Origin of the sequence: Flaviflexus sp., assembly GCF_041440645.1 — a bacterium.
Classification (GTDB): Bacteria; Actinomycetota; Actinomycetes; order Actinomycetales; family Actinomycetaceae; genus Flaviflexus.
Window position 1 is genome coordinate 28,732 of sequence record NZ_JASDVN010000055.1, and the last position, 25,063, is coordinate 53,794.

Annotated in this window: 37 protein-coding genes; 2 read left to right on the forward strand and 35 right to left on the reverse strand. The window is 59.7% G+C overall.

The genetic code is table 11. From position 1 onward, the window contains the following. Positions 1-158: 158 nt before the first annotated feature. From QMB98_RS08275 to rpsJ, 30 genes are all read right to left on the reverse strand, one after another. On the reverse strand, positions 159-506 hold the full coding sequence (locus QMB98_RS08275; RefSeq protein WP_371685239.1) for a cupin: 348 nt from the start codon (positions 504-506) through the stop codon (positions 159-161). A gap of 123 nt (positions 507-629) precedes the next feature. Beyond that, a complete protein-coding gene (gene rplQ, locus QMB98_RS08280; RefSeq protein ID WP_371685240.1) occupies positions 630-1,223 on the reverse strand; it encodes a 50S ribosomal protein L17 in 594 nt (197 codons plus the stop codon). A 21-nt stretch (positions 1,224-1,244) separates the two neighbouring features. Continuing rightward, on the reverse strand, positions 1,245-2,249 hold the full coding sequence (locus QMB98_RS08285) for a DNA-directed RNA polymerase subunit alpha (RefSeq protein WP_371685241.1): 1,005 nt from the start codon (positions 2,247-2,249) through the stop codon (positions 1,245-1,247). Positions 2,250-2,326: 77 nt separating this feature from the next. Beyond that, a complete protein-coding gene (rpsK, locus tag QMB98_RS08290; RefSeq protein WP_371685242.1) occupies positions 2,327-2,725 on the reverse strand; it encodes a 30S ribosomal protein S11 in 399 nt (132 codons plus the stop codon). A 40-nt stretch (positions 2,726-2,765) separates the two neighbouring features. After that, the gene (rpsM, locus tag QMB98_RS08295; protein WP_371685243.1) at positions 2,766-3,134 is read right to left on the reverse strand and encodes a 30S ribosomal protein S13; all 369 of its coding nucleotides are present in this window, start codon (positions 3,132-3,134) and stop codon (positions 2,766-2,768) included. A 122-nt stretch (positions 3,135-3,256) separates the two neighbouring features. After that, positions 3,257-3,370: a 50S ribosomal protein L36 gene (gene rpmJ, locus QMB98_RS08300; RefSeq protein ID WP_077138342.1), complete on the reverse strand. Its 114-nt coding sequence runs from the start codon at positions 3,368-3,370 to the stop codon at positions 3,257-3,259. 53 nt (positions 3,371-3,423) lie between these two features. Next, positions 3,424-3,645, reverse strand: a complete 222-nt coding sequence (gene infA, locus QMB98_RS08305; protein WP_371685244.1) for a translation initiation factor IF-1 — start codon at positions 3,643-3,645, stop codon at positions 3,424-3,426. 384 nt (positions 3,646-4,029) lie between these two features. Continuing rightward, complete coding sequence (gene map / locus QMB98_RS08310; RefSeq protein ID WP_371685245.1) at positions 4,030-4,860, reverse strand: type I methionyl aminopeptidase; 831 nt, start codon at positions 4,858-4,860, stop codon at positions 4,030-4,032. Next, the gene (locus QMB98_RS08315; protein ID WP_371685284.1) at positions 4,860-5,420 is read right to left on the reverse strand and encodes an adenylate kinase; all 561 of its coding nucleotides are present in this window, start codon (positions 5,418-5,420) and stop codon (positions 4,860-4,862) included. The genes map and QMB98_RS08315 overlap by 1 nt, the downstream gene beginning before the upstream one ends. A gap of 5 nt (positions 5,421-5,425) precedes the next feature. Next, the gene (gene secY, locus QMB98_RS08320; RefSeq protein WP_371685246.1) at positions 5,426-6,712 is read right to left on the reverse strand and encodes a preprotein translocase subunit SecY; all 1,287 of its coding nucleotides are present in this window, start codon (positions 6,710-6,712) and stop codon (positions 5,426-5,428) included. Positions 6,713-6,860: 148 nt separating this feature from the next. Next, complete coding sequence (gene rplO / locus QMB98_RS08325; protein WP_371685247.1) at positions 6,861-7,319, reverse strand: 50S ribosomal protein L15; 459 nt, start codon at positions 7,317-7,319, stop codon at positions 6,861-6,863. Further along, positions 7,319-7,492 (reverse strand): 50S ribosomal protein L30, encoded by a 174-nt coding sequence (gene rpmD / locus QMB98_RS08330; RefSeq protein WP_371685248.1) that lies wholly within the window; start codon positions 7,490-7,492, stop codon positions 7,319-7,321. Before rpmD ends, rplO begins: the two co-directional genes overlap by 1 nt. Beyond that, entirely contained in the window at positions 7,492-8,199 is a 708-nt protein-coding gene (gene rpsE, locus QMB98_RS08335; RefSeq protein ID WP_371685249.1) for a 30S ribosomal protein S5, read from the reverse strand. The genes rpmD and rpsE overlap by 1 nt, the downstream gene beginning before the upstream one ends. Before the next feature lie 26 nt (positions 8,200-8,225). Beyond that, on the reverse strand, positions 8,226-8,597 hold the full coding sequence (rplR, locus tag QMB98_RS08340; protein WP_371685250.1) for a 50S ribosomal protein L18: 372 nt from the start codon (positions 8,595-8,597) through the stop codon (positions 8,226-8,228). Next, positions 8,597-9,133, reverse strand: coding sequence for a 50S ribosomal protein L6 (rplF, locus tag QMB98_RS08345; RefSeq protein WP_371685252.1), 537 nt, complete (start codon positions 9,131-9,133; stop codon positions 8,597-8,599). The genes rplR and rplF overlap by 1 nt, the downstream gene beginning before the upstream one ends. Before the next feature lie 16 nt (positions 9,134-9,149). Continuing rightward, positions 9,150-9,548 carry a 30S ribosomal protein S8 gene (gene rpsH / locus QMB98_RS08350; RefSeq protein WP_371685253.1) on the reverse strand — a complete coding sequence of 133 codons (399 nt, stop codon included), beginning with the start codon at positions 9,546-9,548 and terminating at the stop codon, positions 9,150-9,152. A gap of 87 nt (positions 9,549-9,635) precedes the next feature. Beyond that, positions 9,636-10,205 (reverse strand): 50S ribosomal protein L5, encoded by a 570-nt coding sequence (rplE, locus tag QMB98_RS08355; protein WP_371685254.1) that lies wholly within the window; start codon positions 10,203-10,205, stop codon positions 9,636-9,638. Beyond that, on the reverse strand, positions 10,202-10,543 hold the full coding sequence (rplX, locus tag QMB98_RS08360; protein ID WP_371685255.1) for a 50S ribosomal protein L24: 342 nt from the start codon (positions 10,541-10,543) through the stop codon (positions 10,202-10,204). Before rplX ends, rplE begins: the two co-directional genes overlap by 4 nt. Further along, positions 10,544-10,915: a 50S ribosomal protein L14 gene (gene rplN, locus QMB98_RS08365; RefSeq protein ID WP_371685256.1), complete on the reverse strand. Its 372-nt coding sequence runs from the start codon at positions 10,913-10,915 to the stop codon at positions 10,544-10,546. It lies immediately after the preceding gene. A gap of 70 nt (positions 10,916-10,985) precedes the next feature. Beyond that, the gene (gene rpsQ / locus QMB98_RS08370) at positions 10,986-11,267 is read right to left on the reverse strand and encodes a 30S ribosomal protein S17 (RefSeq protein WP_371685257.1); all 282 of its coding nucleotides are present in this window, start codon (positions 11,265-11,267) and stop codon (positions 10,986-10,988) included. An 8-nt stretch (positions 11,268-11,275) separates the two neighbouring features. Continuing rightward, the gene (gene rpmC, locus QMB98_RS08375; protein WP_371685258.1) at positions 11,276-11,515 is read right to left on the reverse strand and encodes a 50S ribosomal protein L29; all 240 of its coding nucleotides are present in this window, start codon (positions 11,513-11,515) and stop codon (positions 11,276-11,278) included. Beyond that, positions 11,515-11,934, reverse strand: a complete 420-nt coding sequence (gene rplP / locus QMB98_RS08380) for a 50S ribosomal protein L16 (RefSeq protein ID WP_371685259.1) — start codon at positions 11,932-11,934, stop codon at positions 11,515-11,517. Before rplP ends, rpmC begins: the two co-directional genes overlap by 1 nt. A gap of 3 nt (positions 11,935-11,937) precedes the next feature. Next, positions 11,938-12,714, reverse strand: coding sequence for a 30S ribosomal protein S3 (gene rpsC, locus QMB98_RS08385; protein WP_371685260.1), 777 nt, complete (start codon positions 12,712-12,714; stop codon positions 11,938-11,940). Beyond that, positions 12,714-13,088: a 50S ribosomal protein L22 gene (rplV, locus tag QMB98_RS08390; protein ID WP_371685261.1), complete on the reverse strand. Its 375-nt coding sequence runs from the start codon at positions 13,086-13,088 to the stop codon at positions 12,714-12,716. Before rplV ends, rpsC begins: the two co-directional genes overlap by 1 nt. A 31-nt stretch (positions 13,089-13,119) precedes the next feature. Next, positions 13,120-13,401, reverse strand: a complete 282-nt coding sequence (gene rpsS, locus QMB98_RS08395; RefSeq protein ID WP_371685262.1) for a 30S ribosomal protein S19 — start codon at positions 13,399-13,401, stop codon at positions 13,120-13,122. Positions 13,402-13,416: 15 nt separating this feature from the next. Continuing rightward, positions 13,417-14,253, reverse strand: coding sequence for a 50S ribosomal protein L2 (rplB, locus tag QMB98_RS08400; protein ID WP_371685263.1), 837 nt, complete (start codon positions 14,251-14,253; stop codon positions 13,417-13,419). A gap of 29 nt (positions 14,254-14,282) precedes the next feature. Next, positions 14,283-14,582, reverse strand: a complete 300-nt coding sequence (gene rplW / locus QMB98_RS08405) for a 50S ribosomal protein L23 (protein WP_054953301.1) — start codon at positions 14,580-14,582, stop codon at positions 14,283-14,285. Further along, entirely contained in the window at positions 14,579-15,223 is a 645-nt protein-coding gene (rplD, locus tag QMB98_RS08410; RefSeq protein WP_371685264.1) for a 50S ribosomal protein L4, read from the reverse strand. Before rplD ends, rplW begins: the two co-directional genes overlap by 4 nt. A 2-nt stretch (positions 15,224-15,225) precedes the next feature. Further along, positions 15,226-15,891: a 50S ribosomal protein L3 gene (gene rplC, locus QMB98_RS08415; RefSeq protein ID WP_371685265.1), complete on the reverse strand. Its 666-nt coding sequence runs from the start codon at positions 15,889-15,891 to the stop codon at positions 15,226-15,228. 8 nt (positions 15,892-15,899) lie between these two features. Then, entirely contained in the window at positions 15,900-16,208 is a 309-nt protein-coding gene (gene rpsJ, locus QMB98_RS08420; RefSeq protein WP_054953298.1) for a 30S ribosomal protein S10, read from the reverse strand. Between the two features lie 857 nt (positions 16,209-17,065). Between rpsJ and QMB98_RS08425 the strand changes: the two genes are divergently transcribed. Beyond that, positions 17,066-18,439 (forward strand): uracil-xanthine permease family protein, encoded by a 1,374-nt coding sequence (locus QMB98_RS08425; RefSeq protein WP_371685266.1) that lies wholly within the window; start codon positions 17,066-17,068, stop codon positions 18,437-18,439. Positions 18,440-18,684: 245 nt separating this feature from the next. Further along, on the forward strand, positions 18,685-19,689 hold the full coding sequence (locus QMB98_RS08430) for a LacI family DNA-binding transcriptional regulator (RefSeq protein WP_371685267.1): 1,005 nt from the start codon (positions 18,685-18,687) through the stop codon (positions 19,687-19,689). Between the two features lie 219 nt (positions 19,690-19,908). On the opposite strand, the gene QMB98_RS08435 is transcribed toward QMB98_RS08430, so the two are convergent. From QMB98_RS08435 to QMB98_RS08455, 5 genes are all read right to left on the reverse strand, one after another. Then, entirely contained in the window at positions 19,909-21,372 is a 1,464-nt protein-coding gene (locus QMB98_RS08435) for an MFS transporter (RefSeq protein WP_371685269.1), read from the reverse strand. Between the two features lie 221 nt (positions 21,373-21,593). Beyond that, entirely contained in the window at positions 21,594-22,544 is a 951-nt protein-coding gene (locus QMB98_RS08440) for a sugar phosphate isomerase/epimerase family protein (RefSeq protein ID WP_371685270.1), read from the reverse strand. Between the two features lie 11 nt (positions 22,545-22,555). After that, positions 22,556-23,593 (reverse strand): Gfo/Idh/MocA family oxidoreductase, encoded by a 1,038-nt coding sequence (locus QMB98_RS08445; protein ID WP_371685271.1) that lies wholly within the window; start codon positions 23,591-23,593, stop codon positions 22,556-22,558. 332 nt (positions 23,594-23,925) lie between these two features. Next, the gene (locus QMB98_RS08450; RefSeq protein WP_371685272.1) at positions 23,926-24,126 is read right to left on the reverse strand and encodes a hypothetical protein; all 201 of its coding nucleotides are present in this window, start codon (positions 24,124-24,126) and stop codon (positions 23,926-23,928) included. A 241-nt stretch (positions 24,127-24,367) separates the two neighbouring features. After that, on the reverse strand, positions 24,368-25,048 hold the full coding sequence (locus QMB98_RS08455; protein ID WP_371685273.1) for an HAD family hydrolase: 681 nt from the start codon (positions 25,046-25,048) through the stop codon (positions 24,368-24,370). Positions 25,049-25,063 lie beyond the last annotated feature (15 nt).

Below are 25,063 nucleotides of genomic sequence, written 5' to 3' on the forward strand. Positions count from 1 at the left end.
TCCTTCGATAGGTGACAAGTCAATATCTCAAATCGATAACGCTCCGAGACACAGGAAGAATATCAGGTGGCACCCAGGCTCGTGGCAAAACTGTGGCCTCTATCAAATAGGACAAAGCAAATTACTCACCTGATCAGCAATTATGCAGAAAATGACGGTTATAGCTTTCGTTCATCGTGACTATCTGTCCCAACAATCCCAGTGACCGTCGTCAACAGAAAAGCCGAGTCTCGTTTCGCCACAACACCGTGACGAACGTGTGTGAGCGCCTTGAGAGCACCCTGGGTCAGCAGATCCGGCTCCGTACCAATGATTTCGATCTCGCCACGTAACACAAGGATCGAAGCCGCGGGAGGCGAATTGTGTGCAGGGAGCTCCACTCCCTCAATGAGCGTGATGAGTGACTGCCGTAGCGGGCCGTCACTCACAAGCAGCTCTGCGTGCCGCCCGTGATCCGACCTGCGAGCCACCTCAAGCGCCTCGTCTACTCTCGCCAACACATCCATGGCTCTCTCCCGTCTTTCCCCCATTCGACCACCTGGAACGACCAGAGTCCAGAGGAAAGCAAGAAGGGCCAGGGATGAACCCTGGCCCTTCTAGGTTGCTACGAATTACTTCGCTGCTACGAGTTACTTCTCTTCTGCTTCGTCAGCAGGAGCTTCCTCGCCGGTCTCTGCGGACTCAGCGGAGTCGGTCGACTCAGCGGAATCTACGGAGTCAGCGGACTCCACCGATTCGGTGGACTCTGCGGACTCGACAGAATCTGCCGACTCAACGGACTCGACAGTCTCTTCGGCTTCTTCAGTTGCAGCGGCCTTAGCGGTTGCCTTCTCAGCTTCAGCGACGACAGCCTGCTTCGGAGAAACGGCTTCGGTCACGAGCGAGATGCGGGCCATGGGGGCGTTGTCGCCCTTGCGGTTACCGATCTTGACGATGCGGGTGTAACCGCCCTGGCGTTCAGCAAAGGTGGGAGCGAGCTCTTCGAAGAGGATCGCGACAGCGGAACGGTCGGTGATGTCCTTGAGGACGTCACGACGAGCAGCGGTCGTGCCCTTCTTGGCCTTGGTGATGATACGTTCCGCGTAGGGGCGGAGGCGACGTGCACGCTTCTCGGTGGTCGTGATCGAGCCGTACTCGAACAGATCCTTCGCGAGATTGGCCAGCATGGCCTTTTCGTGGGCGGCGCTTCCCCCAAGACGGGGACCCTTAGAGGGCTGAGGCATGATGTCTCCTTGTAATGATTGTCAGTGCGCGGCGTCGTCGCTGAACATGGACGAACCGTAGGACTCGTCGTAGCCGCCCATAAAGCCGCTAGGAGAGTCCTTCAGAGCGAGGTCGAGCTTTGCCAGCTCGTCCTTCACGTCCTCGATCGACTTCGCACCGAAGTTACGAATATCCAGCAGATCTGCCTCAGAGCGCAGGATGAGCTGGCCAATGGTTTCGATTCCTTCACGCTGCAGGCAGTTCTGCGAACGTGCGGGAAGATTGAGAATGGTGATGGGACGCTGCAGGTCTGACGACTGCGTCTCCTCCACTGCGGGTTCGCCGAGCTCAATGCCCTCTGCCTCGAGGTTGAGGTCAGCAGCGAGACCGAACAGTTCGACAAGGGTCTTACCTGCGGAAGCGAAAGCGTCGCGCGGGTTGGTCGAAGGCTTGGTTTCGACGTCGATGATCAGCTTGTCAAAGTCGGTGCGCTGCTCAACACGGGTGGCCTCGACCTTGTACGAAACCTGCAGGACCGGGGAGTAGATCGAATCAACGGGGATGCGACCAATCTCGGCGTCAGGGTTCTTGTTCTGGGCGGCGGACACGTAGCCGCGACCGCGCTCAACAATAAGGTCGATCTCGATCTTGCCCTTCTCATTGAGAGTGACGATGACCAGATCCGGGTTGTGAATCTCTACACCGGCGGGCGGGTTGATGTCACCAGCGGTAACAACACCGGGACCCTGCTTGCGGACGTACATCTGAACCGGCTCGTCGTTCTCCGAGGAGACAACGAGTTCCTTGATGTTCAGGATGATCTCGGAAACGTCTTCCTTGACACCTTCGATGGTCGAGAACTCGTGAAGAACCGAGTCGATCTTGATCGAGGTGACTGCCGCTCCGGGGATGGAGGACAGCAGGGTGCGACGAAGGGAGTTACCCAGGGTGTAGCCGAAGCCGGGCTCGAGCGGTTCAAGGATGAACTTGGCGCGGTGTTCGGAAATGACTTCCTCGGAGAGGACGGGACGCTGTGCGATTTGCACGATATTTTCCTTTCAGCAGTGACCGCTATATGACACTGCAGTACGGAACCGGCACCAAGCGGAGCCGGGTCAACAAATCAGACGCGGCGGCGCTTGGGCGGGCGGCAACCGTTGTGAGCCTGGGGGGTGACATCCGAGATGGAGGTGACCTCGAGGCCGTTAGCGGTCAGGGTACGGATCGCGGTTTCGCGACCTGAGCCCGGGCCCTTCACGAAAACGTCGACCTTCTTGAGGCCGGATTCCATGGCGCGGCGAGCTGCGGTCTCGGCAGCAAGCTGAGCAGCGTAGGGGGTGGACTTACGGGAGCCCTTGAAGCCCATCATGCCGGAGGATGCGGTCGAGATGACGGCACCGGTCGGATCGGTGATGGTGACAATGGTGTTGTTGAAGGTCGACTTGATGTGGACCTGACCATTGACAATGTTCTTGCGCACTGCGCGACGAGGGCGCGCAGCCGTACGTGACTTAGGTGGCATTGGTTAAATTCTCCTTGAGATCATCGGTTCGCGAAGCGAACTACTTCTTCTTGCCTGCAACGGTGCGCTTCGGGCCCTTGCGGGTACGAGCGTTGGTCTTCGTGCGCTGGCCATGAACGGGCAGGCCACGACGGTGACGAATGCCCTGGTAGCAACCGATCTCGATCTTGCGGCGAATGTCAGCCTGCACTTCGCGGCGAAGGTCACCCTCAACCTCGTAGTGCTCATCGATAAAGGTACGAATCTTTACCTGGTCTTCTTCGGTCAGGTCCTTCACCCGAACATCGGGGGAAACACCGGTGCCGGCGAGGATTTCCGAGGCGCGGGTGCGCCCAATTCCGTAAATGTAAGTGAGTGCAACCTCTACCCGCTTCTCGCGGGGGAGATCAACACCTGAAATACGTGCCAACGTTAACTCCTGTTGGTAGGCCGGAGGTGTGGTGCGCTACCGTCCAGTTCTCTGGTCCGTGGCCTCCGGGCCACGGGCGTATCTGTAGCGCTGTCGCGGGCGGGATACCCACTTTCAGGGATTCAGCCCTGACGCTGCTTGTGCCGCGGGTTTGTGCAAATAACCATGACGTTGCCGTGGCGACGAATCACCTTGCAGTTGTCACAGATGCGCTTCACGCTTGGCTTGACCTTCATGTCCAACCTTCTTTAAGCCCGGGACAAATCCCGGGCTCGGTGTAGTGCGGGGCTTACTTGTAGCGGTAGACGATTCGACCACGATTCAGGTCGTAGGGAGTCAGCTCCACAACAACCCGATCCTCGGGCAGAATCTTGATGTAGTGCTGACGCATCTTGCCCGAAATGTGGGCGAGCACAACGTGCCCATTCGTCAGTTCTACACGGAACATCGCATTGGGAAGGGCCTCAGCGACCGTTCCCTCAACCTCGATGACGCCGTCTTTCTTCGCCATAACCCCCGCTAACGCAGTTAATCTGAAATGCTATCGGTCGATAGCTGCGGTGACCTGCTGGTACAAGGCACCGACTATTTAGTTTAGAGGAAAGTTCCAAGGTTGAGTAGTGGGGATGTGCGTGCAACGGCCCACATCTCACCCATTTCCCAACGCTTCCCCCTTAAGTCCAACACCGGTCGTTCTCGACACGGCCGGGTATATATCCACTCAGGGCAGCCGAGTACATGTCCACTCAAAGCGGGTGAGCGGATTACTGCTCAGAGCGGTTTTCTACTTGCCTTGGATGAAACGATGACCCGGCACCTTCGTGCCGGGTCATTGAGAGCCACTTCGCTTGCGACGACTCGCTACTCGGAGATAGTTGTGGAGAGCTGCTCTTCCTTAATCACCGAGGGGAACGGGAGTAACGCCGTAGGGCTTCAAGCCTTCCACTCCCCCATCGCGTGCCGTCAGCACCCAGATGCCGTCCTTGTGGATGGCGACCTCGTGCTCCCAGTGGCAGGCGTTCGAGCCGTCCTTCGTCACGACCGTCCACTCATCGTCCAGGGTTTCGTTCGCGGGACGACCGAGCGTCAGCATTGGTTCTACACAAAGAACCATGCCGGGCTTGATCTTCGCGCCCTTGTTACGTGCACGGTAGTTGAGGACGTCGGGTGCCATGTGCATGGCAGACCCAATGCCGTGACCCATGTACTCCATGACGAGACCTGGACGGTCCTTCTCGGGAATCGAATCGACGTAGTCCTCGATCGCGCCACCGACCTCACCGACGTGCTTCGCGCTAGCGAGAGCGGCGATGCCGGCCCACATGGCGGTCTCCGTGTATTCGGACAGCTTTCTGTTTGCCTCAGAGGCGTTCGGCATGCAGACCGTGAAGCACGCGTCCCCATGCCATCCGTCGAGAACGGCACCGCAGTCGAAGGACACGATGTCGGTGTCGCTGATAACACGGTCGCCGGGGATACCGTGCACGATGACCTCGTTGACGGAGATGCAGGCGTTGGCCGGATATCCGTAGTAGCCGAGGAAGTTCGAGCGCGCACCTGCGTCCTGGAGGACCCTGCCGGCAACGAGATCGAGCTCGCCGGTCGTTATGCCGGGCTTCACGGCCTCGCGCAGAGCGTCGTGAATGTCGGCGACGACGAGAGCCGACTTCCGGATCTTCAGGATCTGGTCGTTGCTCTTGTACTCGATTGATTCGCGACCGAACATTACTCGCCTGCGACGACGGCCTGGATGCGGGCCTGGACTTCCTCGACGGTACCAAGACCGTCGACCTGGGCAAGAATGCCGCGCTGCTCGTAAACACGGGACAGCGGCTTGGTCTGCTCGACGTAGACCTCCATGCGCCGCCTGATGACCTCTTCGGTGTCGTCCGCACGACCCTCGATCTCGGCGCGCTTGAGGAGACGCTCAACGAGAGCATCCTTCTCGGTCACGAGCTCGATGACGATGTCGAGGAGCTTGCCCTGCTCGAGCAGGATCTCGTCGAGTGCACCAACCTGTGCGAGGGTGCGGGGGTAGCCGTCGAGGAGGAACCCCTCATCGGCGTCGTCCTGGTGGAGGCGGTCCTTGACGAGCGCGTCCGTGATCTCGTCGGGAACGAACTCGCCACGATCCATGTAGCCCTTGGCTACCTGGCCAAGCTCGGTGCCTTCCGCAATGTTGGCCCGGAAGATAGCACCGGTGGAGATTGCGGGAATGCCAAGAGAGTCTGTGAGAATTTTTGCCTGGGTACCCTTGCCTGCACCTGGTGCACCAAGAATGATCATGCGCTTCATCGGAGGAAACCTTCGTAGTGTCGTTGCTGGAGTTGGGCGTCAATGTCCTTCACGGTCTGAAGGCCGACACCCACAATGATGATGATTGATGTGCCACCGAAGGCCATCATCGTGATTCCGAGCTGGTTGAAGACAATCGTCGGGATGAGGGCAATGGTTGCGAGGTAGAACGAGCCAACCCAGGTGATGCGGGTGACGACGTTCTTGAGATAGCGGGCGGTCGGAGCTCCGGCACGGATGCCGGGGATGAACCCGCCGTAGCGCTTCATGTTGTCGGCGACCTCTTCAGGGTTGAAGGTGATCGACGTGTAGAAGAACGCAAAGAAAATGATCAGCAGTGCAAACGTCGCGAGGTACAGCGGCGACGTCTGGTTGTAGTGCTGGGAGAGCCAGATTACCCATCCTGCTGTCGGGTCACCGAACTGCATCGCCATCGTCGGCAGAGCCAGCAGCGAGGACGCGAAGATCACGGGGATCACGTTCGCCATGTTGATCTTGATCGGGATGTAGGTGGTGGAACCACCGTAGGTGCGGCGACCAACAACGCGCTTCGCGTACTGGACGGGAATGCGGCGCTGCGACTGCTCCACGAACACAACCACAACGGTGATCGCGAGGAACAGGGCAATGATAAAGATGAGGTTCTGGACGCCGTTGTTGGAGCGCAGCACCTGGCCCATGGCGGGCGGGAAGGAAGCACAGATACCGGAGAAGATCAGGATGGACATACCGTTACCGACACCGCGTTCCGTGATCTGCTCACCCATCCACATGATGAGGCCCGTACCGGCAGTCATCGACAGGATGGCCAGGAGGACCATGCCAGCGGACGTGTCCGGGAAGGGATCAACAGTACAGCCGAGGAACAGGCTCGAGTTCGCAACCGTGATGACAACAGCGGACTGCATGATCGCAAGACCGATGGTCAAGTAGCGAGTGTACTGCGTGAGCTTCGCGGTACCCGACTGTCCTTCCTTATGCAGTTCTTCAAAGCGCGGGATCACAACTCGTAGGAGCTGAATGATGATCGAGGCCGTAATGTATGGCATGATGCCAAGCGCAAACACGGACAGCTGGAACATGGCGCCGCCCGAGAACATGTTGAGCATCGTCAACAGGTCAGCGGAGCCAGATTCGGCAAGACACTGCTGAACGTTCTCGTAGCTCACTCCCGGGGCGGGTACGTAGGTGCCCAAGCGGTAGAGGACGATAATGCCCAACGTGAATAGCAGCTTGCGGCGCAGGTCCGGTGTTCGGAAGGCCGAGACGAATGCGGAAAGCAAACTTCCTCCTAGGTGGTGATACCCGACATGGTGTGGAAACCCGTTTCGGGCCACAGACAGTGTATCGCGACTGACGGCAAAGGTTAGAACGCGACGAGAGTGCAATGAGGCGGGCCGGAGTCCGGCCCGCCTCATTACTAGATGTTAATCATCGCGCGGAAATGGATCCGTCGGCAGCTTCGATCTTCTGCTGTGCGGATGCCGACCACTTGTCGACAGCCACATTCACCTTGACCGAGATCTCGCCAGTACCGAGAACCTTGACCGGCTGGTTCTTGCGAACCGCGCCCTTGGCAACAAGTTCCTCGACGGTGACGTTGCCGCCCTCGGGGAAGAGGGAGTTGATGCGGTCCAGGTTCACAACCTGGTACTCGACGCGGAACGGGTTCTTGAACCCGCGCAGCTTCGGCATACGCATGTGCAGCGGCATCTGGCCACCCTCGAACCCGACGGGGACCTGGTAACGAGCCTTGGTACCCTTGGTACCACGACCCGCGGTCTTGCCCTTCGAGCCCTCACCACGGCCGACACGAGTCTTCGACTTGTGTGCGCCAGCTGCGGGAGCGAGATCGTGGAGCTTGGTGACGTCGTTGGTGTTTTCCGACATCATGCCTCCTCTACCTTGACGAGGTGCGAAACGACGTTGATCATTCCACGAACCTCGGGACGATCCTCACGCTCAATGCTCTGGCCAATCTTGCGCAGGCCGAGCGACAGCATGGTGTCCTTCTGCTTCTGGGATCCACCAATGGTGGACTTGGTCTGAGTAATCTTCAGCATCACGCACCTACTCCGGCTGCGGCTGCCTCGTTCTCAGCTGCGGCTACTTCAGCGGCCTGCTTCTCGCGCTGCTCTGCGTCGTAGGACGCACGCTGGCGGAGCATGGCTGCCGGAGCGACCTGCTCGAGGGACTTGCCGCGGCGAGCCGCAACAGCCTCGGGCTGCTCAAGCTGACGGAGTGCAGCGACGGTTGCGTGAACGATGTTGATGGCGTTCGACGAACCAAGCGACTTCGACAGGATGTCATGGATGCCTGCGGCTTCCATGACTGCACGCACCGGGCCACCGGCGATAACACCGGTACCGGGGGATGCGGGGCGCAGGAAGACAACGCCTGCTGCGTCCTCACCCTGGGTGATGTGCGGGATGGTGCGGCCAATGAGCGGGACGCGGAAGAAGTTCTTCTTCGCCTCCTCGGTGCCCTTGGAAATAGCCTGGGGCACTTCCTTGGCCTTGCCGTAGCCAACACCAACGGTGCCGTTACCGTCACCGACGACGACCAGAGCGGTGAAGGAGAAGCGACGGCCACCCTTCACAACCTTGGACACACGGTTGATGGTTACGACGCGCTCGATGTAGGCGTCTTTCTGTTCGTTGCGACGGTCGTTGTTTCCACGACGTCCCCTGGGACGGTCGGAACCGGAACGCTCATTGTTGCGCTCGCCGTCGCCTTCCGGACCGTTGGTCCGACGCTGCGATGCAGCCATAGTTTTCCTCTACTCTCGTTCCGTCACTACAGGGTAAGGCCAGATTCGCGGGCACCGTCGGCGACAGCCGCGACGCGGCCGGCGTACTGGTTACCGCCGCGGTCGAAGACCACGGACTCTACACCTGCAGCCTTAGCGCGCTCGGCGACGAGTTCGCCAACCTTGCGTGCCTTAGCGGTCTTGTCACCATCGTTGCCGCGGAGCTCAACCTCAAGTGTGGAGGCAGAGGCGACCGTGTGGCCGGCCAGGTCGTCGATAACCTGGGCCACGATGTGGCGATTGCTTCGGGTAACAACGAGGCGCGGACGCGCGGCAGTACCGGTGATCTTCTTGCGAAGGCGGAGGTGCCGACGCTTGCGGGCAACAAACTTGCCCTTTCCCTTGATCGAGACAGCCATCACTTACCAGCCTTTCCGGCCTTGCGGCGGACCTGTTCACCAGCGTAGCGAACGCCCTTACCCTTGTACGGTTCAGGCTTGCGGAGCTTGCGGATGTTGGCCGCGGTCTCCCCAACCTGCTGCTTGTCGATACCGCTCACGGTGATCTTGGTGGGGCCTTCAAGAGCGAAGGTGATGCCTTCGGGGGCCACAACATCGATCGTGTGCGAGTAGCCGAGAGAAAGCTCCAGGTCGGAGCCCTTCTGGACTGCGCGGTAACCGGTACCGATGATTTCAAGCTTCTTGGAGAAGCCTTCGGTAACGCCGGTGACGTTGTTGAAAATGAGTGTGCGGACCAGGCCGTGCAACGAACGAGACTCGCGCTCGTCGTTCGGACGGGACACAACGATGGTGCCGTCTTCCTGAGCTACGGTGATCGGAGCCGGAACGGTGTAGGACAGGGTGCCCTTCGGGCCCTTGACCGACACGTCCTGACCGTCGATGGTGACGTCGACGCCGGCCGGGATGGTCACGGGGAGCTTACCAATACGAGACATATTTTCTTGCCCTCCCTTACCAGATGTAGGCGAGAACTTCTCCGCCCACACCCTTGTCCTTGGCCTCGCGGTCCGTCAGCAGGCCTGAGGACGTGGACAGAATGGCCACGCCAAGACCACCGAGAACGGTAGGCAGCTTCGTCGACTTTGCGTAAACGCGCAGGCCGGGCTTCGAGATGCGTCGAAGGCCAGCGAGTGAACGCTCACGGTTCGGTCCAAATTTCAGGTTGAGAGTCAGGGTCTTGCCGACCTCTGCATCGTCAACGTCGTAGCTCGCGATGTAGCCTTCGCGGACGAGAATGTCCGAGATGGCTCCCTTGAGCTTCGAGTACGGCATGGAAACCGACTCGTGGTACGCCGAGTTGGCGTTACGCAGACGCGTCAGCATGTCTGCGATAGGGTCTGTCATTGTCATCGGGCCTGCGCCCTTTCCCGTCGCGGTTTCCTTAGGACCTGCGACGTAGATGGAATTACCAGCGGGTGAATGTTAAACAAAGCGTGCTCAGTTTTCCTTGAACGGGAAACCGAGGTGGCGAAGGAGCGAGCGGCCCTCTTCATCGTTCTGTGCGGTGGTCACGATCGTGATGTCCATGCCACGGGTGCGATCAATCTTGTCGAGGTTGATCTCGTGGAACATCGACTGCTCCGTCAGACCGAACGTGTAGTTGCCGTGTCCATCGAACTGCTTCGGGGAGAGGCCACGGAAGTCACGGATGCGGGGCAGCGCGAGAGAGAGAAGCCTGTCGAGGAACTCCCACATGCGGTCGCCACGGAGCGTGACGTGTGCGCCAATAGCCTGGCCCTCACGCAGCTTGAACTGTGCAATGGACTTGCGGGCCTTGGTGACCTGCGGCTTCTGACCGGTAATGGCGGTCAGGTCCGCGATTGCGCCTTCGATGACCTTGGAGTCGCGGGCTGCGTCTCCAACACCCATGTTGACAACAATCTTGTCGAGCTTGGCGACCTGGTTGACGTTCTTGATACCGAACTCTTCAATCAGTGCGGGCACGATGTTCTCGCGGTAGTTCGTCTTGAGACGAGGGGTTACCTTTTCGGTCGTTGCTTCGCTCACAGCTCGATCTCCTCTCCGCCACGGCGGCCGATACGGACTCGGGTCTTGCGGACGCGACCGTCGCGCTCAACTTCAACTTCCTTGTAGCCAACGCGGACCGGCTTCTTGTCCGGACCAACGAGAGCAACGTTGGAAACGTGGATCGGGGCCTCAACGGTCTCGATGCCACCCGAAGCTGACGAACCCGGCTGGCCGGCCTTCGTGTGCTTCTTGACGCGTTGCACGCCCTCGACAACAACACGGTTACGTGCGGTGTCGACGGTGAGGACACGTCCCTGGAGGCCCTTGTCGCGGCCTGCGATCACCTGGACGAGGTCGCCCTTCTTGATCTTCGCCATTTAGAGCACCTCCGGAGCGAGCGAGACGATACGCATGAACTGCTTGTCGCGAAGTTCGCGACCCACGGGGCCGAAGATACGCGTGCCGCGGGGATCAAAGCCGTCGGCCTTGATGATGACGGCAGCGTTCTCGTCGAAGCGGATGTACGAACCATCGGGACGACGGTTTTCTTTCTTGGTGCGGACGATAACAGCCTTAACGACTTCGCCCTTCTTAACGTTGCCGCCAGGAATTGCATCCTTGACGGTGGCGACAATGGTGTCGCCAATTCCGGCGTAGCGTCGGCCGGAGCCGCCGAGCACCTTGATGCAAAGGATTTCCTTCGCACCGGTGTTATCGGCGACCTTGAGCCGCGACTCTTGCTGGATCATGAACTATCTCCTGTCGTCGTGCCGGTTCTCTTGCGAGCCTGGCCGAACGGATGGGTTGGTGGGGAGAAGACTACTTGGCCTTCTCGATGACCTCGACCACGCGGTAGTGCTTGGTAGCAGACAGCGGGCGGGTCTCCATGATGCGAACGAGGTCTCCCACGTGCACTTCATTGTTTTCGTCGTGCGCCTTGACCTTCTTGGAGCGACGGATGACCTTGCCGTAGAGGGCGTGCTTCACCTGCTCCTCAACCTCGACAACCACGGTCTTGTCCATCTTGTCGGACACGACGTAGCCGCGTGCGGTCTTGCGGTAGTTGCGCTCGAGCGACTCGGTGTTCTGAGTTTCAGTCACAGTCGTCCTCAATTCTTCTCTGCCGGAGCAGTGCGGATGTTGAGCTCACGCTCGCGAGCAATGGTGTAGATGCGGGCAACGTCGCGACGGACTGCCTTGAGTCGACCGTGGTCCTCGAGCTGGCCGGTAGCTGCCGAAAAACGGAGGTTGAACAGCTCAGCCTTGCATTCTGCGAGACGCTCTTCGAGTTCCTGATCGGTCATCTGGTCCAGATCTTCAGGGAACAGTCCCTTGGTTCCTACTGCCATCAGTTGTCACCGCCTTCACGCATAACAAAACGAGTCTTCATGGGGAGCTTGTGCTGCGCACGCGACATGGCTTCACGAGCCAGGTTCTCGTCAACGCCGGAGAGCTCGAACAGAATTCGGCCGGGCTTGACGTTGGCGACCCAGAACTCAACCGAACCCTTACCGGAGCCCATGCGGACTTCGGCAGGCTTCTTGGTCAGGGGGCGGTCAGGGAAGATGTTAATCCACACCTTGCCGCCACGCTTGACGTGACGAGTCATGGCGATACGAGCTGCCTCGATCTGACGGTTGGTGACGTATGCCGGCTCGAGAGCCTGAATAGCGAAATCACCAAACGCGATCTGGTTGCCACCCTTGGAGTAACCCGAACGGGTGGGGCGATGCTGCTTGCGGTACTTAGTCCTGCGAGGGATCAGCATTGGCTATGCCTCCGATTCGCTGGTCGATGCGGCCTGCTCGGCCTGCTGCTTGTTCGGACGGGGGCGACGTGCGCCTCCGCGGCGTTCGCCACCGCGTCCGCGACCGCGAGGAGCTTCGTTGAGCTGACGCTGGTACTCGGCTTCGGTGATGTCGCCCTTGTAGATCCATACCTTGACACCGATGCGACCGAAAGTGGTCTTGGCCTCGTGGAAGCCGTAGTCGATGTTGGCGCGGAGGGTGTGCAGGGGCACACGGCCTTCGCGGTAGAACTCGGAGCGGGACATTTCAGCGCCACCCAGACGGCCGGAAACCTGGACACGGATGCCCTTGGCGCCGGAGCGGAGTGCGGACTGAACGCCCTTACGCATTGCGCGGCGGAAGGAAACGCGGGAAGCGAGCTGCTCCGCGATGCCCTGTGCGACGAGCTGTGCGTCTGCCTCGGGGTTCTTCACCTCAAGGATGTTGAGCTGGACGGCGCGGCCGGTCAGCTTCTCGAGCTGCTGCTTGAGGCGATCAGCCTCTGCGCCGCGGCGACCGATAACGATGCCGGGGCGAGCAGTGTAAATGTCGACCTCGACGCGGCCAGACTTGCGGGAGATGTTGACGCGAGAAATGCCCGCGCGCTCAAGTCCCTCTTCCATCATGTTACGGATGGCAATGTCTTCAGCGACGAAATCCTGGTAACGCTGTCCCTTAACGGTCGAATCAGCGAACCAGCGCGAACGATGTTCGGTGGTAATGCCGAGTCGGAACCCGGTCGGGTTGACCTTTTGTCCCACTAGCGGGTCCTCCCCTTCTTCTGGGCGACTTCGTCGCCGACAATGATCGTGATGTGGCTCGTGCGCTTCAGGATCTGGTTGGCCCTACCCTGCGCACGGGGCTGGATCCTCTTCATTGTCGGGCCCTCGTTGACGTAGCTCTCTACAATGTGGAGCGCGTCGATGTCGAAACGCTCACCCGCTGCGTCTGCCTTCTGGCGAGCATTCGCCATGGCGGACTCAAGCAGCTTACGGACAGGTTCCGCAGCGGCCTGGGGAGCGTATCGCAGCACGTCGACGGCCTCGACTGCACGCATTCCGCGGACGTGGTCCACGACACGGCGTGCCTTCATGGGCGTAATACGAATGTATCTCGCCTGTGCCTTGGCTTCCATGTGTTCCTAACTTTCTTAGTCGCGGCGCGCCTTAGCGGCGGCGTCCCTTGCGGTCGTCCTTCTCGTGACCCTTGAAGGTCTTGGTCGGAGCAAACTCTCCGAGCTTGTGACCGACCATCGATTCGGTGACGAACACCGGAACATGCTTGCGGCCGTCGTGGACTGCGAACGTGTGTCCCAGGAAGTCCGGTGTGATGACCGAACGGCGGGACCACGTCTTGATGACGTTCTTGCTGCCCTTTTCGTTCTGAGCATCGACCTTCTTCTGAAGGTGCTCGTCGACGAAGGGGCCCTTCTTCAAACTGCGTGGCATATCGTTCGCCCTCTCCTATCGGTTCTTGCCGGACTTGCGACGGCGGACGATCTGCTTGTCGCTGGCCTTGTTCGGACGGCGGGTGCGGCCTTCCTTCTGACCCCAGGGGGACACAGGATGACGACCACCGGAGGTCTTACCCTCACCACCACCGTGCGGGTGATCGACCGGGTTCATGACAACACCGCGGACGGTCGGGCGGACGCCCTTCCAGCGCATACGGCCAGCCTTGCCCCAGTTGATGTTGGACTGCTCGGCGTTGCCGACCTCGCCAACCGTTGCACGGCAGCGAGCATCAACGTTGCGGATTTCGCCGGAGGGCATACGCAGCTGGGCGTTCTTGCCTTCCTTAGCGACGAGCTGGACCGAAGCACCTGCGGAGCGAGCGATCTTGGCTCCACCACCGGGACGCATTTCGATAGCGTGGATGACGGTACCGACGGGGATGTTGCGCAGCGGCAGGTTGTTACCTGGCTTGATGTCAGCTGCAGGACCCTGCTCGATGCGGTCACCCTGCTTGATTTTCGCGGGAGCGATGATGTAGCGCTTGTCGCCATCTGCGTAGTGCAGAAGCGCGATGCGTGCGGTGCGGTTGGGGTCGTACTCGATGTGAGCGACTGTTGCCGGGATGCCATCCTTGTCGTGACGACGGAAGTCGATCACGCGGTACTGGCGCTTGTGGCCACCGCCCTTGTGACGGGTGGTGATACGGCCGGTGTTGTTACGACCACCGGTCTTGTGCAGCGGACGGACGAGCGACTTCTCCGGCTCGGAGCGGGTCAGCTCGACAAAGTCAGCCACGGACGAGCCGCGACGACCCGGTGTCGTGGGCTTGTACTTGCGGATACCCATGAGTTAAATCCTCAATCTTCCTGCCGGCCTCAGCCGATCTGCCCGTAGAGTTCGATGGAGCCCTCGCGGAGAGTGACAATGGCGCGCTTGGTGTCCTTACGCTTGCCAATGCCGTCACGCGTGCGGCGGGTCTTGCCCTTGCGGTTCATGGTGTTGACCGAATCAACCTTGACGTCGAAGATCTTCTCAACGGCGATCTTGATTTCGGTCTTGTTAGAGCTGGGCGCAACTTCAAACACGTACTTGCCTTCGTCCTCAAGTCGGTACGACTTTTCGGTCACGATGGGGCGGATGATGATGTCGCGCGGATCCTTGCTGTGAAGGTTCACTTCTCCTCCTCCTGGCCGCCACCAACGAACGTGGTGATAGCGGACTCGGTGAAGACGACATCGTCAGCGACCATGACGTCATAGGTGTTGAGCTGGTCCACGGTGAGGACGTGTGCCTCAGCAAGGTTGCGAACAGACTTGGTGTTCAGCACGTCACCGCGGGACACGACAACGAGGGACTTGCGGCTCTCGGTCGCGGTCTCGAGCAGGTTGCGTGCTGCCTTGGTGGACGGGGTGTCACCCTCGACGAAGGCCGAGACGACGTGAATGCGGCCTGCGCGTGCACGATCGGACAGAGCCGAACGAAGAGCAGCTGCCTTCATCTTCTTGGGGGTGCGCTGAACGTAGGAACGGGGCTGCGGTCCGTGGACCACGCCGCCTCCCGTGAACTGCGGAGCGCGGATCGAACCCTGACGAGCACGACCGGTGCCCTTCTGCTTGAACGGCTTCTTACCACCACCGCGCACTGCTGCACGGTTCTTGGCGGAAGCGGTGCCGCGGCGGGCTGCTGCCTGCTGGGCAACGACAACCTGGTGAATCAGGGGGATGTTCAGTTCAACATCGAAGATCTCAGCGGGGAGATCGAAGGAACCGGACTTCGCGCCAGCGGTGTCGAGAATATCGACGGTGAGGTTCGCCATGACTAGGCTCCCTTCGTGGCGGTGCGGACTACAACGAGACCACCCTTGTTGCCGGGAACGGCGCCAGCTACGAGGAGCAGGCCGTTCTCAAGGTCAACCGACTGGATGGTGAGGTTCTGGACGGTCAGACGGGCGTTGCCCATGCGGCCGGCCATGCGAAGACCACGGAAGACGCGGGACGGAGTCGAAGCTCCACCGATCGAACCGGGTTTGCGGTGGTTACGGTGTGAACCGTGGGAAGCACTCACGCCAGCGAAGCCGTGACGCTTCATGACACCAGCGGTGCCCTTGCCCTTGGTGGTGCCAACGACGTCAACGACGTCTCCGGCCTCGAACACCTCGGCGGTGAGCTCCTGGCCCTTTTCGAAGTCAGCAGCAGCGGACGTACGAATCTCAGCCAGGTGGCGCTTCGGGGTGGTGCCGGCAGCAGCAAAGTGGCCCTGCAACGGCTGGGTGACGTTCTTCGGCTTCTTGTCGCCTACGGCGAGCTGGATAGCGGAGTAACCGTCAACTTCGGGGGTGCGCACCTGCGTAACAACGTTGGTGCCTACTCGCACGACCGTAACCGGAACAAGGCGACCTGCCTCGTCCCAGACCTGAGTCATGCCGAGCTTGGTGCCGAGGAGCGCCTTGGGCGCTGCGGCAACCGCTTCAGTTTTGTTGGACATGATGAACCTCAGAGCTTGATTTCGACGCTAACGTCACCGGAGAAGTCGATCTGCTGGAGCGAATCGATGGTCTTCGGTGTGGGATCGATAATGTCGATCAGCCGCTTGTGCGTACGCTTCTCAAAGTGCTCGCGGCTGTCCTTGTACTTATGGGGAGAACGAATAACACAGTAAACGTTCTTCTCGGTCGGCAGCGGCACCGGGCCAACTACCTGAGCACCGGTACGAGTCACTTCGTCGACGAGCTTCTTCGCCGCGCTATCAATGACCTCATGGTCATATGACTTGAGCCGGATGCGGATTTTCTGTCCCGCCATGGCGTCGTCTACCTCTCTTTAACCGCAGTGTTCACCTGTACCCGCATCCGGGAGTGTCTCACCGCGGAAGATCCGCGACAATCAGCCCTATGTTGGTTAAGTGAACCATTTTCTTTTTACCTGCCAGCCCGTGTGGGCCGACAAACGTCTTTCACGTTCTCTCGAGCAACCGTCCTAGTCTGGCAGAAATGCCCCTAGACGTGCAAACATCTGGAGAAAGTGCGTTCTGGATTACACCAGTTCGCATACCTCCAGCCGAGAGCGACCTATCCATTCTAACCACTGATGTTCTCCGTCGAAAGCGCTAGCTTCGTGACTCTCGTTATATCCCAGCATTCTTCACCGGTCTGGCGGACGCCAACACCCTCGGAGTAGACGCCAATACCCTCGGCGGGTGCATATCCGCTCCCCTGCATCGATCGATTCACCTACTCCCGCGGCACAACCGTGTCCCCAATACATTGCTCGGATGGTTTCCGCACCGGCAGATCTCCAACGAGCATCGCCGCCCGCATCCATCGGCTCGACTGGACGCACTCCGAGCCCCGCCAATTGGGACCCGTCGGCGCACCTCCATATAGAAGCATGCGTGAATTAAGAAGCAATGGATGGCCTCGTGGTGGGAGGGCATCCTCGACGATCACGTTCATCGATGCTCTCGGAACCAGCAACGTCTCCTTTCAATTGCTGACGTGCCCGGCGTCCCTGAACTGTTCAGCAACAACCGCCATCGCAATGCTCGCCCTCTCTTACCACCTGGCAGTCGACTTTTTACTAACGAAAGTCACATGGACAGGTGCCTGAGATGAAAGCCGTGGGATTTACACTTTCCTGGGATTTACGACTAGGAGGCCCTTATGTCAATGTTTCGTTGGAAGCTCCATGGTGATGGAAAGACAATTGCGGCGGGAGAGGTTGTTCAACCCGATGAACGCCTGGCGTGGCCGCAGACTATTGGTATTGGGGCGCAGCACGTTGTTGCCATGTTTGGTGCAACGTTCCTCGTACCCTTGCTGACCGGCTTCGATCCGGCAACCACACTCTTCTTCACGGGTATCGGAACTATTCTGTTCCTCCTCATTACCTCAGGCAGGCTACCCAGCTACCTGGGGTCTTCTTTTGCCCTGCTTGCTCCGATCGGTGCCGTGACCGGCTACGTGGCAAACGGCGGTCAGCCACTGGATGAGGAACTCGCATCGCTTGCCCAGGGCGGCGTCATTGCGACCGGCCTGTCCCTCGCTCTCATCGGTGTCATCGTTCACTTCGCTGGTGCACGCTGGATCGACAAGCTCATGCCGCCCGTCGTGACCGGTGCGATCGTTGCTCTTATCGGATTCAATCTGGCTCCTGCGGCGTGGAACAACGTGACTCAGGCTCCCTTGACCGCGATCATCACGATCGTGACAATCCTGTTCGTCACCGTGTTCTTCAAGGGCATCATCGGACGCCTCTCCATACTCATCGGCGTTATAGCCGGCTACATTGCGGCGGTCATTCAGGGCGAGGTGAGCTTCGATCGGATCGCATCCGAGGCCTGGGTTGGCTTGCCCGAGTTCCGTGCACCCTCCTTCGACCTGTCGCTTCTCGGCCTCTTCATTCCCGTTGTCCTCGTGCTCGTGGCCGAGAACGTGGGACACGTGAAGTCCGTGTCCGCCATGACCGGCAAGGACCTGGATGACGTGACCGGACGGGCGCTTTTTGCCGACGGTCTGTCCACTGCACTGGCGGGATCCGGTGGCGGTTCCGGCACCACGACCTACGCAGAGAACATCGGCGTCATGGCGGCAACCCGCGTGTACTCGACCGCGGCCTACATTGTCGCGGCGTTCTTTGCCCTCGGTCTTTCCATGTTCCCCAAGTTCGGTGAGCTCGTTGCTACCATTCCCCCGGGCGTTCTCGGAGGGGCCGCAACGGTCCTCTACGGCATGATCGGCATGCTCGGCGTTCGCATCTGGGTTCAGAACCGTGTCGACTTCTCCGATCCTGTCAACCTCAACACCGCTGCCGTTGCCCTCGTTCTCGCGATCGCTAACTACACGTGGCACTGGGGTGACATGGTCTTCGAAGGAATTGCTCTCGGCTCCTTCGCGGCAATCGGCATTTACCACGCGATGCGCTGGATCTCCCGCAAGCGCGGCACCTCCCTCGAGTCCCCCTCCCCCGCTTCAGTACCCGGTGGCGCGGAACTCGACCCCGGTGCCCTCAAGAGGGAGCCCGATCCGGAAAGTTAGGGACTGAACCGGGAATTTGATTCCGAGTTTCCCGGCTTCCTTCTCGTGGGCACCCAGCTTCGTCTCGTGGTCAAGGCTGGGATTGAAACCGAAAGGGCGCGGCGACAGGCGACCCGGCTCGGAAGGTCACGGATAGAAATGCAGTGATGGTCAGGATCAAAGGTCCTGACCATCACCACATCCGAACCCCAGTAGAATGAGGGCGAAAACTGTGAATATGACTCTTGTGGTGAAGGGGGTGCCTCGTGACTAGGCGGCCGAACATTCACGACGTCGCTAAGCGGGCCGGAGTATCGACCGCGACCGTGAGCCACGTCCTCACCGAGAGCCGAACCGTTCGAGAGAGCACGAGGACTGCGGTTCTCGAAGCAGTTGAGGAACTCGGATATCGGAGAAACAAGAGCGCAGCTGCCCTCCGTAAGGGATCGTCCGATTCCGTCACGGTGATCGTCCCCGACATCACCAACCCATTCCACGCAGAGATCGTTGCCGGCCTAGAAGACGAGGCGGAGAAGATGGACTCCTCCCTTTCTCTCATGAGCGCCAACCTCGACCAGAAAAAGGAAGCCCGCTACCTCCGCGACGCGATGGGCTCCGATGCTCGAGCCGTTGTCTTCCTTCCCATGAACGTGAAGTCTCTCGAAGAGGTACGCCACTACTTCTCCAGAAAATCACCGCGATTGATCCTGACGGACAGCATTGCTGCCGATAGCCCCTTCTCGACAATTTCTGTCGACAACCCGGCCGGAGGCAGTCTTGTCGCCGAACACTTCGCACGCATTGGGCGCAAGGCATCCCTGGTGGCCGGAGCGCCGGCCGGACTGCCAACCTCCTCCCAACGAGTCGGCACCTTCGTCCAGAGGGCCCGCGAACTGGGCATTGTCGTGAAGGATGAGTGGCTGACCTACGGCGCTCGCAGAACAGCAGACGCAGCGGACTCTGTCATGGCGATCTTGGAAGCAAACCCCGAGATCGACTCAGTGTTCGCTGGTGGCGACCTCCTCGCCGTCCACATCATGAAGCAACTGCGTAACCGTGGCGTGAAGATCCCCGAGGACATCGCGGTGTGCGGGTTTGACGACATTGATTGGGCCGAGCTTGTCTCCCCCACGCTGACGACAGTCCGTCAACCCCTTCGAGAGATTGGGCGGCACGCCGCTCGACTTGGACTCGCATCCGACAACTCTCCCAAGGAGGACGTGCTCCTGCCCGTCGAACTCATCGTTCGAGAATCCACCATCGGCCAGTAGCCAAAACACCCGAGCACGTTCGCCTCAGGAACTCCCGACGGCGTTCCTTTCAGGAACTCCCCACCGCTTCTGCTTGAGGAGTTCTCCGCTGTTTTCGCTTCACCCATCACCAATCACCCCGACGACAGGGGTGTGGGTCGGCAAGATGAACCTACCGACCCACGGTCTGATGCTTGTCATTTGCAGAGTGAGCTGCTGACGGCACCGAGAATCTGCCCCCTAGTCTTCGTCACCTGGCCGCGAGTAGCGTGCCTTGAGCCTTTCCTCGATCTCCTCAAGCGAGGAGTCCTTGGTTTCTGGAACAATCTTCCAGTAGAAGAGGAACGCGACAACGTTGATCAGTGCGAAGATCAGGTAGGTCTTGGCACCGCCGAGGTTCTCCATCATCGGAGGGAACACGAAGGCAACGACGCCGTTGAAGGTCCACAGGGCACCGATGGCAAATCCCTGCCATGCGCCACGAATCTTCGCGGGGAAGATCTCTGCGAGGACGATCCAGACGACGGTACCGGCCTGCTTGACGAACACGAACACACAGACAACGGCAACGACGAGCCACGGCACGAAGGCGGGGATCGATCCGGAGATCTCGCCGCTATCCAGAATGTGGGGTTCCACGCCAAAGTGGAAGATGGCGGAGAGGACCAGGAGTGAGATCGCGATGCAGGCCTCCTGCGTCATGCCAACCTTGCGGCGCATGAATTTGTGAACGACATAGAATCCGGTTGCGGAGCCGATGGCGGACACGAAGCCCGTGACAACGTTGAGGGTGATGGCGTCGGCCGTTGAGAAACCAGCGGAGGAGAGGATCTTCGGCATGTACCACATTGCGGTATTGATGCCTGTGAGCTGATCGAAGATACCGAGGCAGATGCCGATGTAGAGAATCCGCCTCGTCCATCTCGTTCTCAGCCCCTGTTTAATGCTCCACTGCTCGACTTTCGCCTGTTGGGCCTCCAAGTCGATCATCTCGACGATCTCTTCAGTCACCTCGTCCTCGGAGTTGCGCACCTGCTTGAGAGAGGAGATCGCCTCGTAGTAGCGCTGATTCGCTGCGTACCAGCGCGGGGATTCCGGCATCATGCGCATGCCGATCCAGAGGAGGATCGCGGGAACTGTTGCGAGGATAAGCATCCACCGCCATGCCATGCCGTTGCCGCCGGAGACGACAATGCCGTCAATGTGCTGAAGCACGTCCCACGGAACAACCTCACCGGCCTGGTATGTGCCAGTCGGGTCCAGCTCAACGGTCGCCTCAGGTGCGTGGTTCATGCGAGCGATACCCGCGTTCATGACGTACGCGACGAACTGCCCAAACACGATCATGAATTGGTCGACGGCAACAATCGGTCCACGAATGCTCTTTGGAGCTGTCTCCGCCAGATAAAGCGGCACGGTTGATGAGGCACCACCGACCGCCCATCCCAGAATGAAGCGGAACGGGTACATCATTTCGGCGCTCATCGCGAAGGTGCAACCAACGGTGCCGAGGATGAACAGGCCCGCGAGAATGAGGATGTTCTTGCGGCGGCCGATCCGGTCGTTGATCTGACCGCCAATGACAGCGCCAAACGCTGCACCGAAGGCCAGCATGGCGGTCACGAGGCCCTCGGAGAGGGAGTCGAGATCGAGGCCGGAGGCCGAGTGCGGGAGATACATGTAGGGCAGTGCACCAGCAATCACGCCGGTGTCGTAGCCAAAGAGGAACGAGCCGATCGTTGCGACTCCGGCCAGAAGGATGGGAGCACGTTGCTTTCCACCCGCCTGGATACGGGCGACGAGTCCCGGTACCTCGTCCCGTGAGGGCCGGTCCCCCTCGGAAGGATATTTTCCTTATCAGACATCATTGTCCTTTTCTTGTGCGGGTTTGGGAGGGCGCACAGAGGAGAAGCGCCCTCCCAGGATTAGATGGCGGCCGGCTTCCAGCTCGGTTCCGCGGTTGGGAGGATGGACCCAAGAAGATTGACCGTGTGGGTCAGTCCTTCGAGAGCATCCAGCTGGATGTCCTCGTGCTCGATGGAGAGGACTCCGTCGTATCCGGCTGCCCGAAGGTCGCACAGGAGCTGGCCCCAGAACTGCACTCCACCCGGGTAACCAAGCCCGAGGGTGACGTAGTTCCAGGAGCGCTTGCGATACTCGCTTGGAGGCTGAGTGTCGAGTACGCCGTTGACGTCGGAGTTCACGTGCTGAATTCGTGAGTCCTTCGCGTGGACGTGGTAGATCGCGCCGGTGAGCTCGCGTGCGAGCGCCTGCGGGTTCGCACCCATCCACATCGGGTGAGAGGGATCGAAGTTTGCTCCCACCTGATCGCCGATGGCATCGCGCAGCCTCAAGAGTGTGGCACCGGAATACACGAGCTGATTGCCATGCATCTCGATCGCAAAGCGGACGCCACGTTCTTTGCCAAACTCCGCCATCTCACTCCAGTACGGGAGCGCAACGTCGTTCCACTGGTAGTTCAGGATGTCCTGAGTTTCGGGAGGCCAGCTTGTGGTCACCCAATTGGGGGTGCGTTCCCCAGGCCCTCCGCCCGGGAGCCCGGACATGCACACCACGGTCGGGACCTCGAGTCGGTGCGCCAACTCGACCGTGTCCCTCAGAACCCTGTCAACGTCCTGTCCGATAACCGGGTGAAGCTGGTTGCCATTAGCATTGAGGGCCGAGATTCTCAGACCGCGATCCTCAACCGCGGCCTTGAATGCTCGTAGCGAATCGTCATCGGCGAGTAGCTCGCTCACCTTGCAGTGCGGTGCCGTTGACCAACCTCCGGTCGGGAACTCCACCTCTTCGATTCCGAGTCGAACGCACGTATCGAGCATGTCCTCTAACGTGTAATCGGCCAGTGAATCGGTCACGATACCAAGCTTCATTTCGCTGCCATCCACTCGTCTACCGACTCGACCTCAACAATGGCTGAATCGGAGTTCATCGAATCGACAACGGCCTTGGCGATGAGCGCCGCCTGAAGAGCATCGCGAGGCGATGCCGCATCGTCGGGGCTCGTGCCCGCGAGCGCTGCGGTCACCCAGGCCTGCAACTCGCGGCGGTACGCATCTGCGAACCGGGGGCGCCAGTCGGCTGGGTAGGGTGCAGAACGGGTGAGATCGCGGCTCACCACAACGGGGCTCTCTTCGACGAGTGCGGGCACGGCTGCCAGTTCGGCGCTACCGCGTTCGCTGACGACCTCGCATCGCACATCGTATCCGTACTGAGCATGCACCTGAACCTGCACCGTATGGAGTGCGCCGTTCTCATCGTGCATGAGAACAAACTGCGGATCGTGCCGAGTATCGAGCAGGGACGTTGCTCGTCCCGCGGTCCACTGGACCTTGGTGATGCGGGAGCCGACGAGCCACGGAATAATGTCGAACTCGTGGACTGCAGAGTTCGTGATTGTGGCCGAAGAATCCTGCCCTGGATACGCCGACACGTTCCTGTGGACCGAGTGGGTCATGAGTAGTGCACCGTCCACGCCCTGATCGATGCGGGCCCTGAGCGCGCGATATCCGAGATCGAAGCGGCGCATGAATCCCATGGACATGAGCTGCTTGTCCTTTGCTTCCGCCAGGGTAACAAGCTCGCGAGCCTCCTCAGCGGTCGGGGCAAGCGGCTTCTCGCACAGGATCGCCAGATCGGCTTCGAGGGCGGCTCTCACGAGGTCCGCGTGCGTCTCGTCGGGGGTGGCGATAATGACTGCGTCCACCTCGCCGGAGCTGATCATCTCGGGTCCACTCGTAAAGACGTGCGGAACCCCAAGTTCCTCGCCCATGGCCTTTGCTCGCTCCGGAATTGCCTCACTGATTGCAGCGAGCTCGGCCCCGCGCACACCGGCAGCAAGGTTGCGCGCGTGATCCGCACCCATGACGCCAAGCCCGATGACACCTACTCTTAGTTTTTCACTCATCATTCCTCCTCGAATGATTGTTTGTGACTACCTCACACTCGGAGGTTAAACGTTTAACTTCGGGTTTGCAAGCAATGTTAGAACATTGGAAGAAATCAATTTTTCAACTCACAGGAGGGCCGATAGGCGCCACCGGCGCGACGATACATCCCGGAAGGATAGCGACAGCGGGTATTCAATTGCTTGCGATGGGATCTGCCAGCAAGAGCTGGGTGCGATTGTTTGTACAAATTGGAGGCCAAGATCCGAAGCCCAAAGTGGAGGGTTAAAGCATAAGAAAAGCTACCGGCATGGCCGGTAGCTCATTCAATCCAGGTGGAGTTGGTCCTCGACTAGACGACTCGAGTGGACTTGCGGTAGGTCGTCCACGCAAAGAATCCGGCAGTGCCAACGAGAGCAACGATGACGGAGATGGAGACCTTGGGTTCTCCCGCGAAGAAGTGCAGGACAACCTCGACGCCAACGAGAAGGACGAGGAAGACAAGGAGAAGCTCGCCCAGGACGGCGAAGAAAGTCTTAAGTGCATGACCCATGGCTCGATTCTCTCACAGGCTAAACCCATTTCGAAAGCTCCTCAACCCCCTTTTCAGAGGAATGTGCCACCATTTTCGAGCTTAAATGAACAGCCGGTTAACGGCGTGTTACCGCGGTTTTACGCAAGTGGGAATCACGAGGGCAGGAAGCTTCGTACCGGGTGGGTCGGAGCTTGTAGCACGCTCGCTTCCAAGCTTGAAAGACACGGGTGTTTAAACGTGCGGGACTGTCGCGTCTACATCAGATGTAGCCGAGGAGGCTGGAGAGTGGGGTGTCATTGACGGACACGACCGTTGCTCCCGACGCTCGTGCCGCAGCCAGTCCAGTCACCGAATCCTCAAAGACGAGGCACTGGGCGATGTCCACGCCGATGCGCTCCGCACCAAGGAGGTATGGTGCGGGGTCAGGTTTGCCGGGGACATCGTCGCTGCCGGAGACAAATGCTTGGAGCGGGTGTCCTGCCATGCCATCGAACAACGCCTGAACGAGGGGCTTAGGTGAGGCCGTTACGAGCGCCTGGGGGATGCCTGCTGAGTGGAAGGCATCGAGTATCTCCTGAGCTCCCGGGATGAGAGTGAACCCCTGGCGCAGGTGCGTCTCGATGTGCTGGACGACCTTCCCGAACAGCTCCCAACCATCGGCTTCCACGCCACCGCGAACAACTGCTGTCGCGAGCGTGTGGACGTGTTCTTCGGAGGAGACGCCAAGTACCTTTTGTGGATCCTCATCGGGATGCCAGATGCCACCATTGCCCTCGACGACCTCGATGGAGGCCGCGAGCCATTCCGGCTCAGTATCGATGAGAGTTTCGTCCATGTCCCACAGGATCGCCTGGGGACGGGAGGAGAGACCAAGGTGGGCAAGCAGGGCATCAACCATGCCTCCCACCATACCGACTCCCCACGACCAACCATCATTCACCCAGTCCCCTGGGCC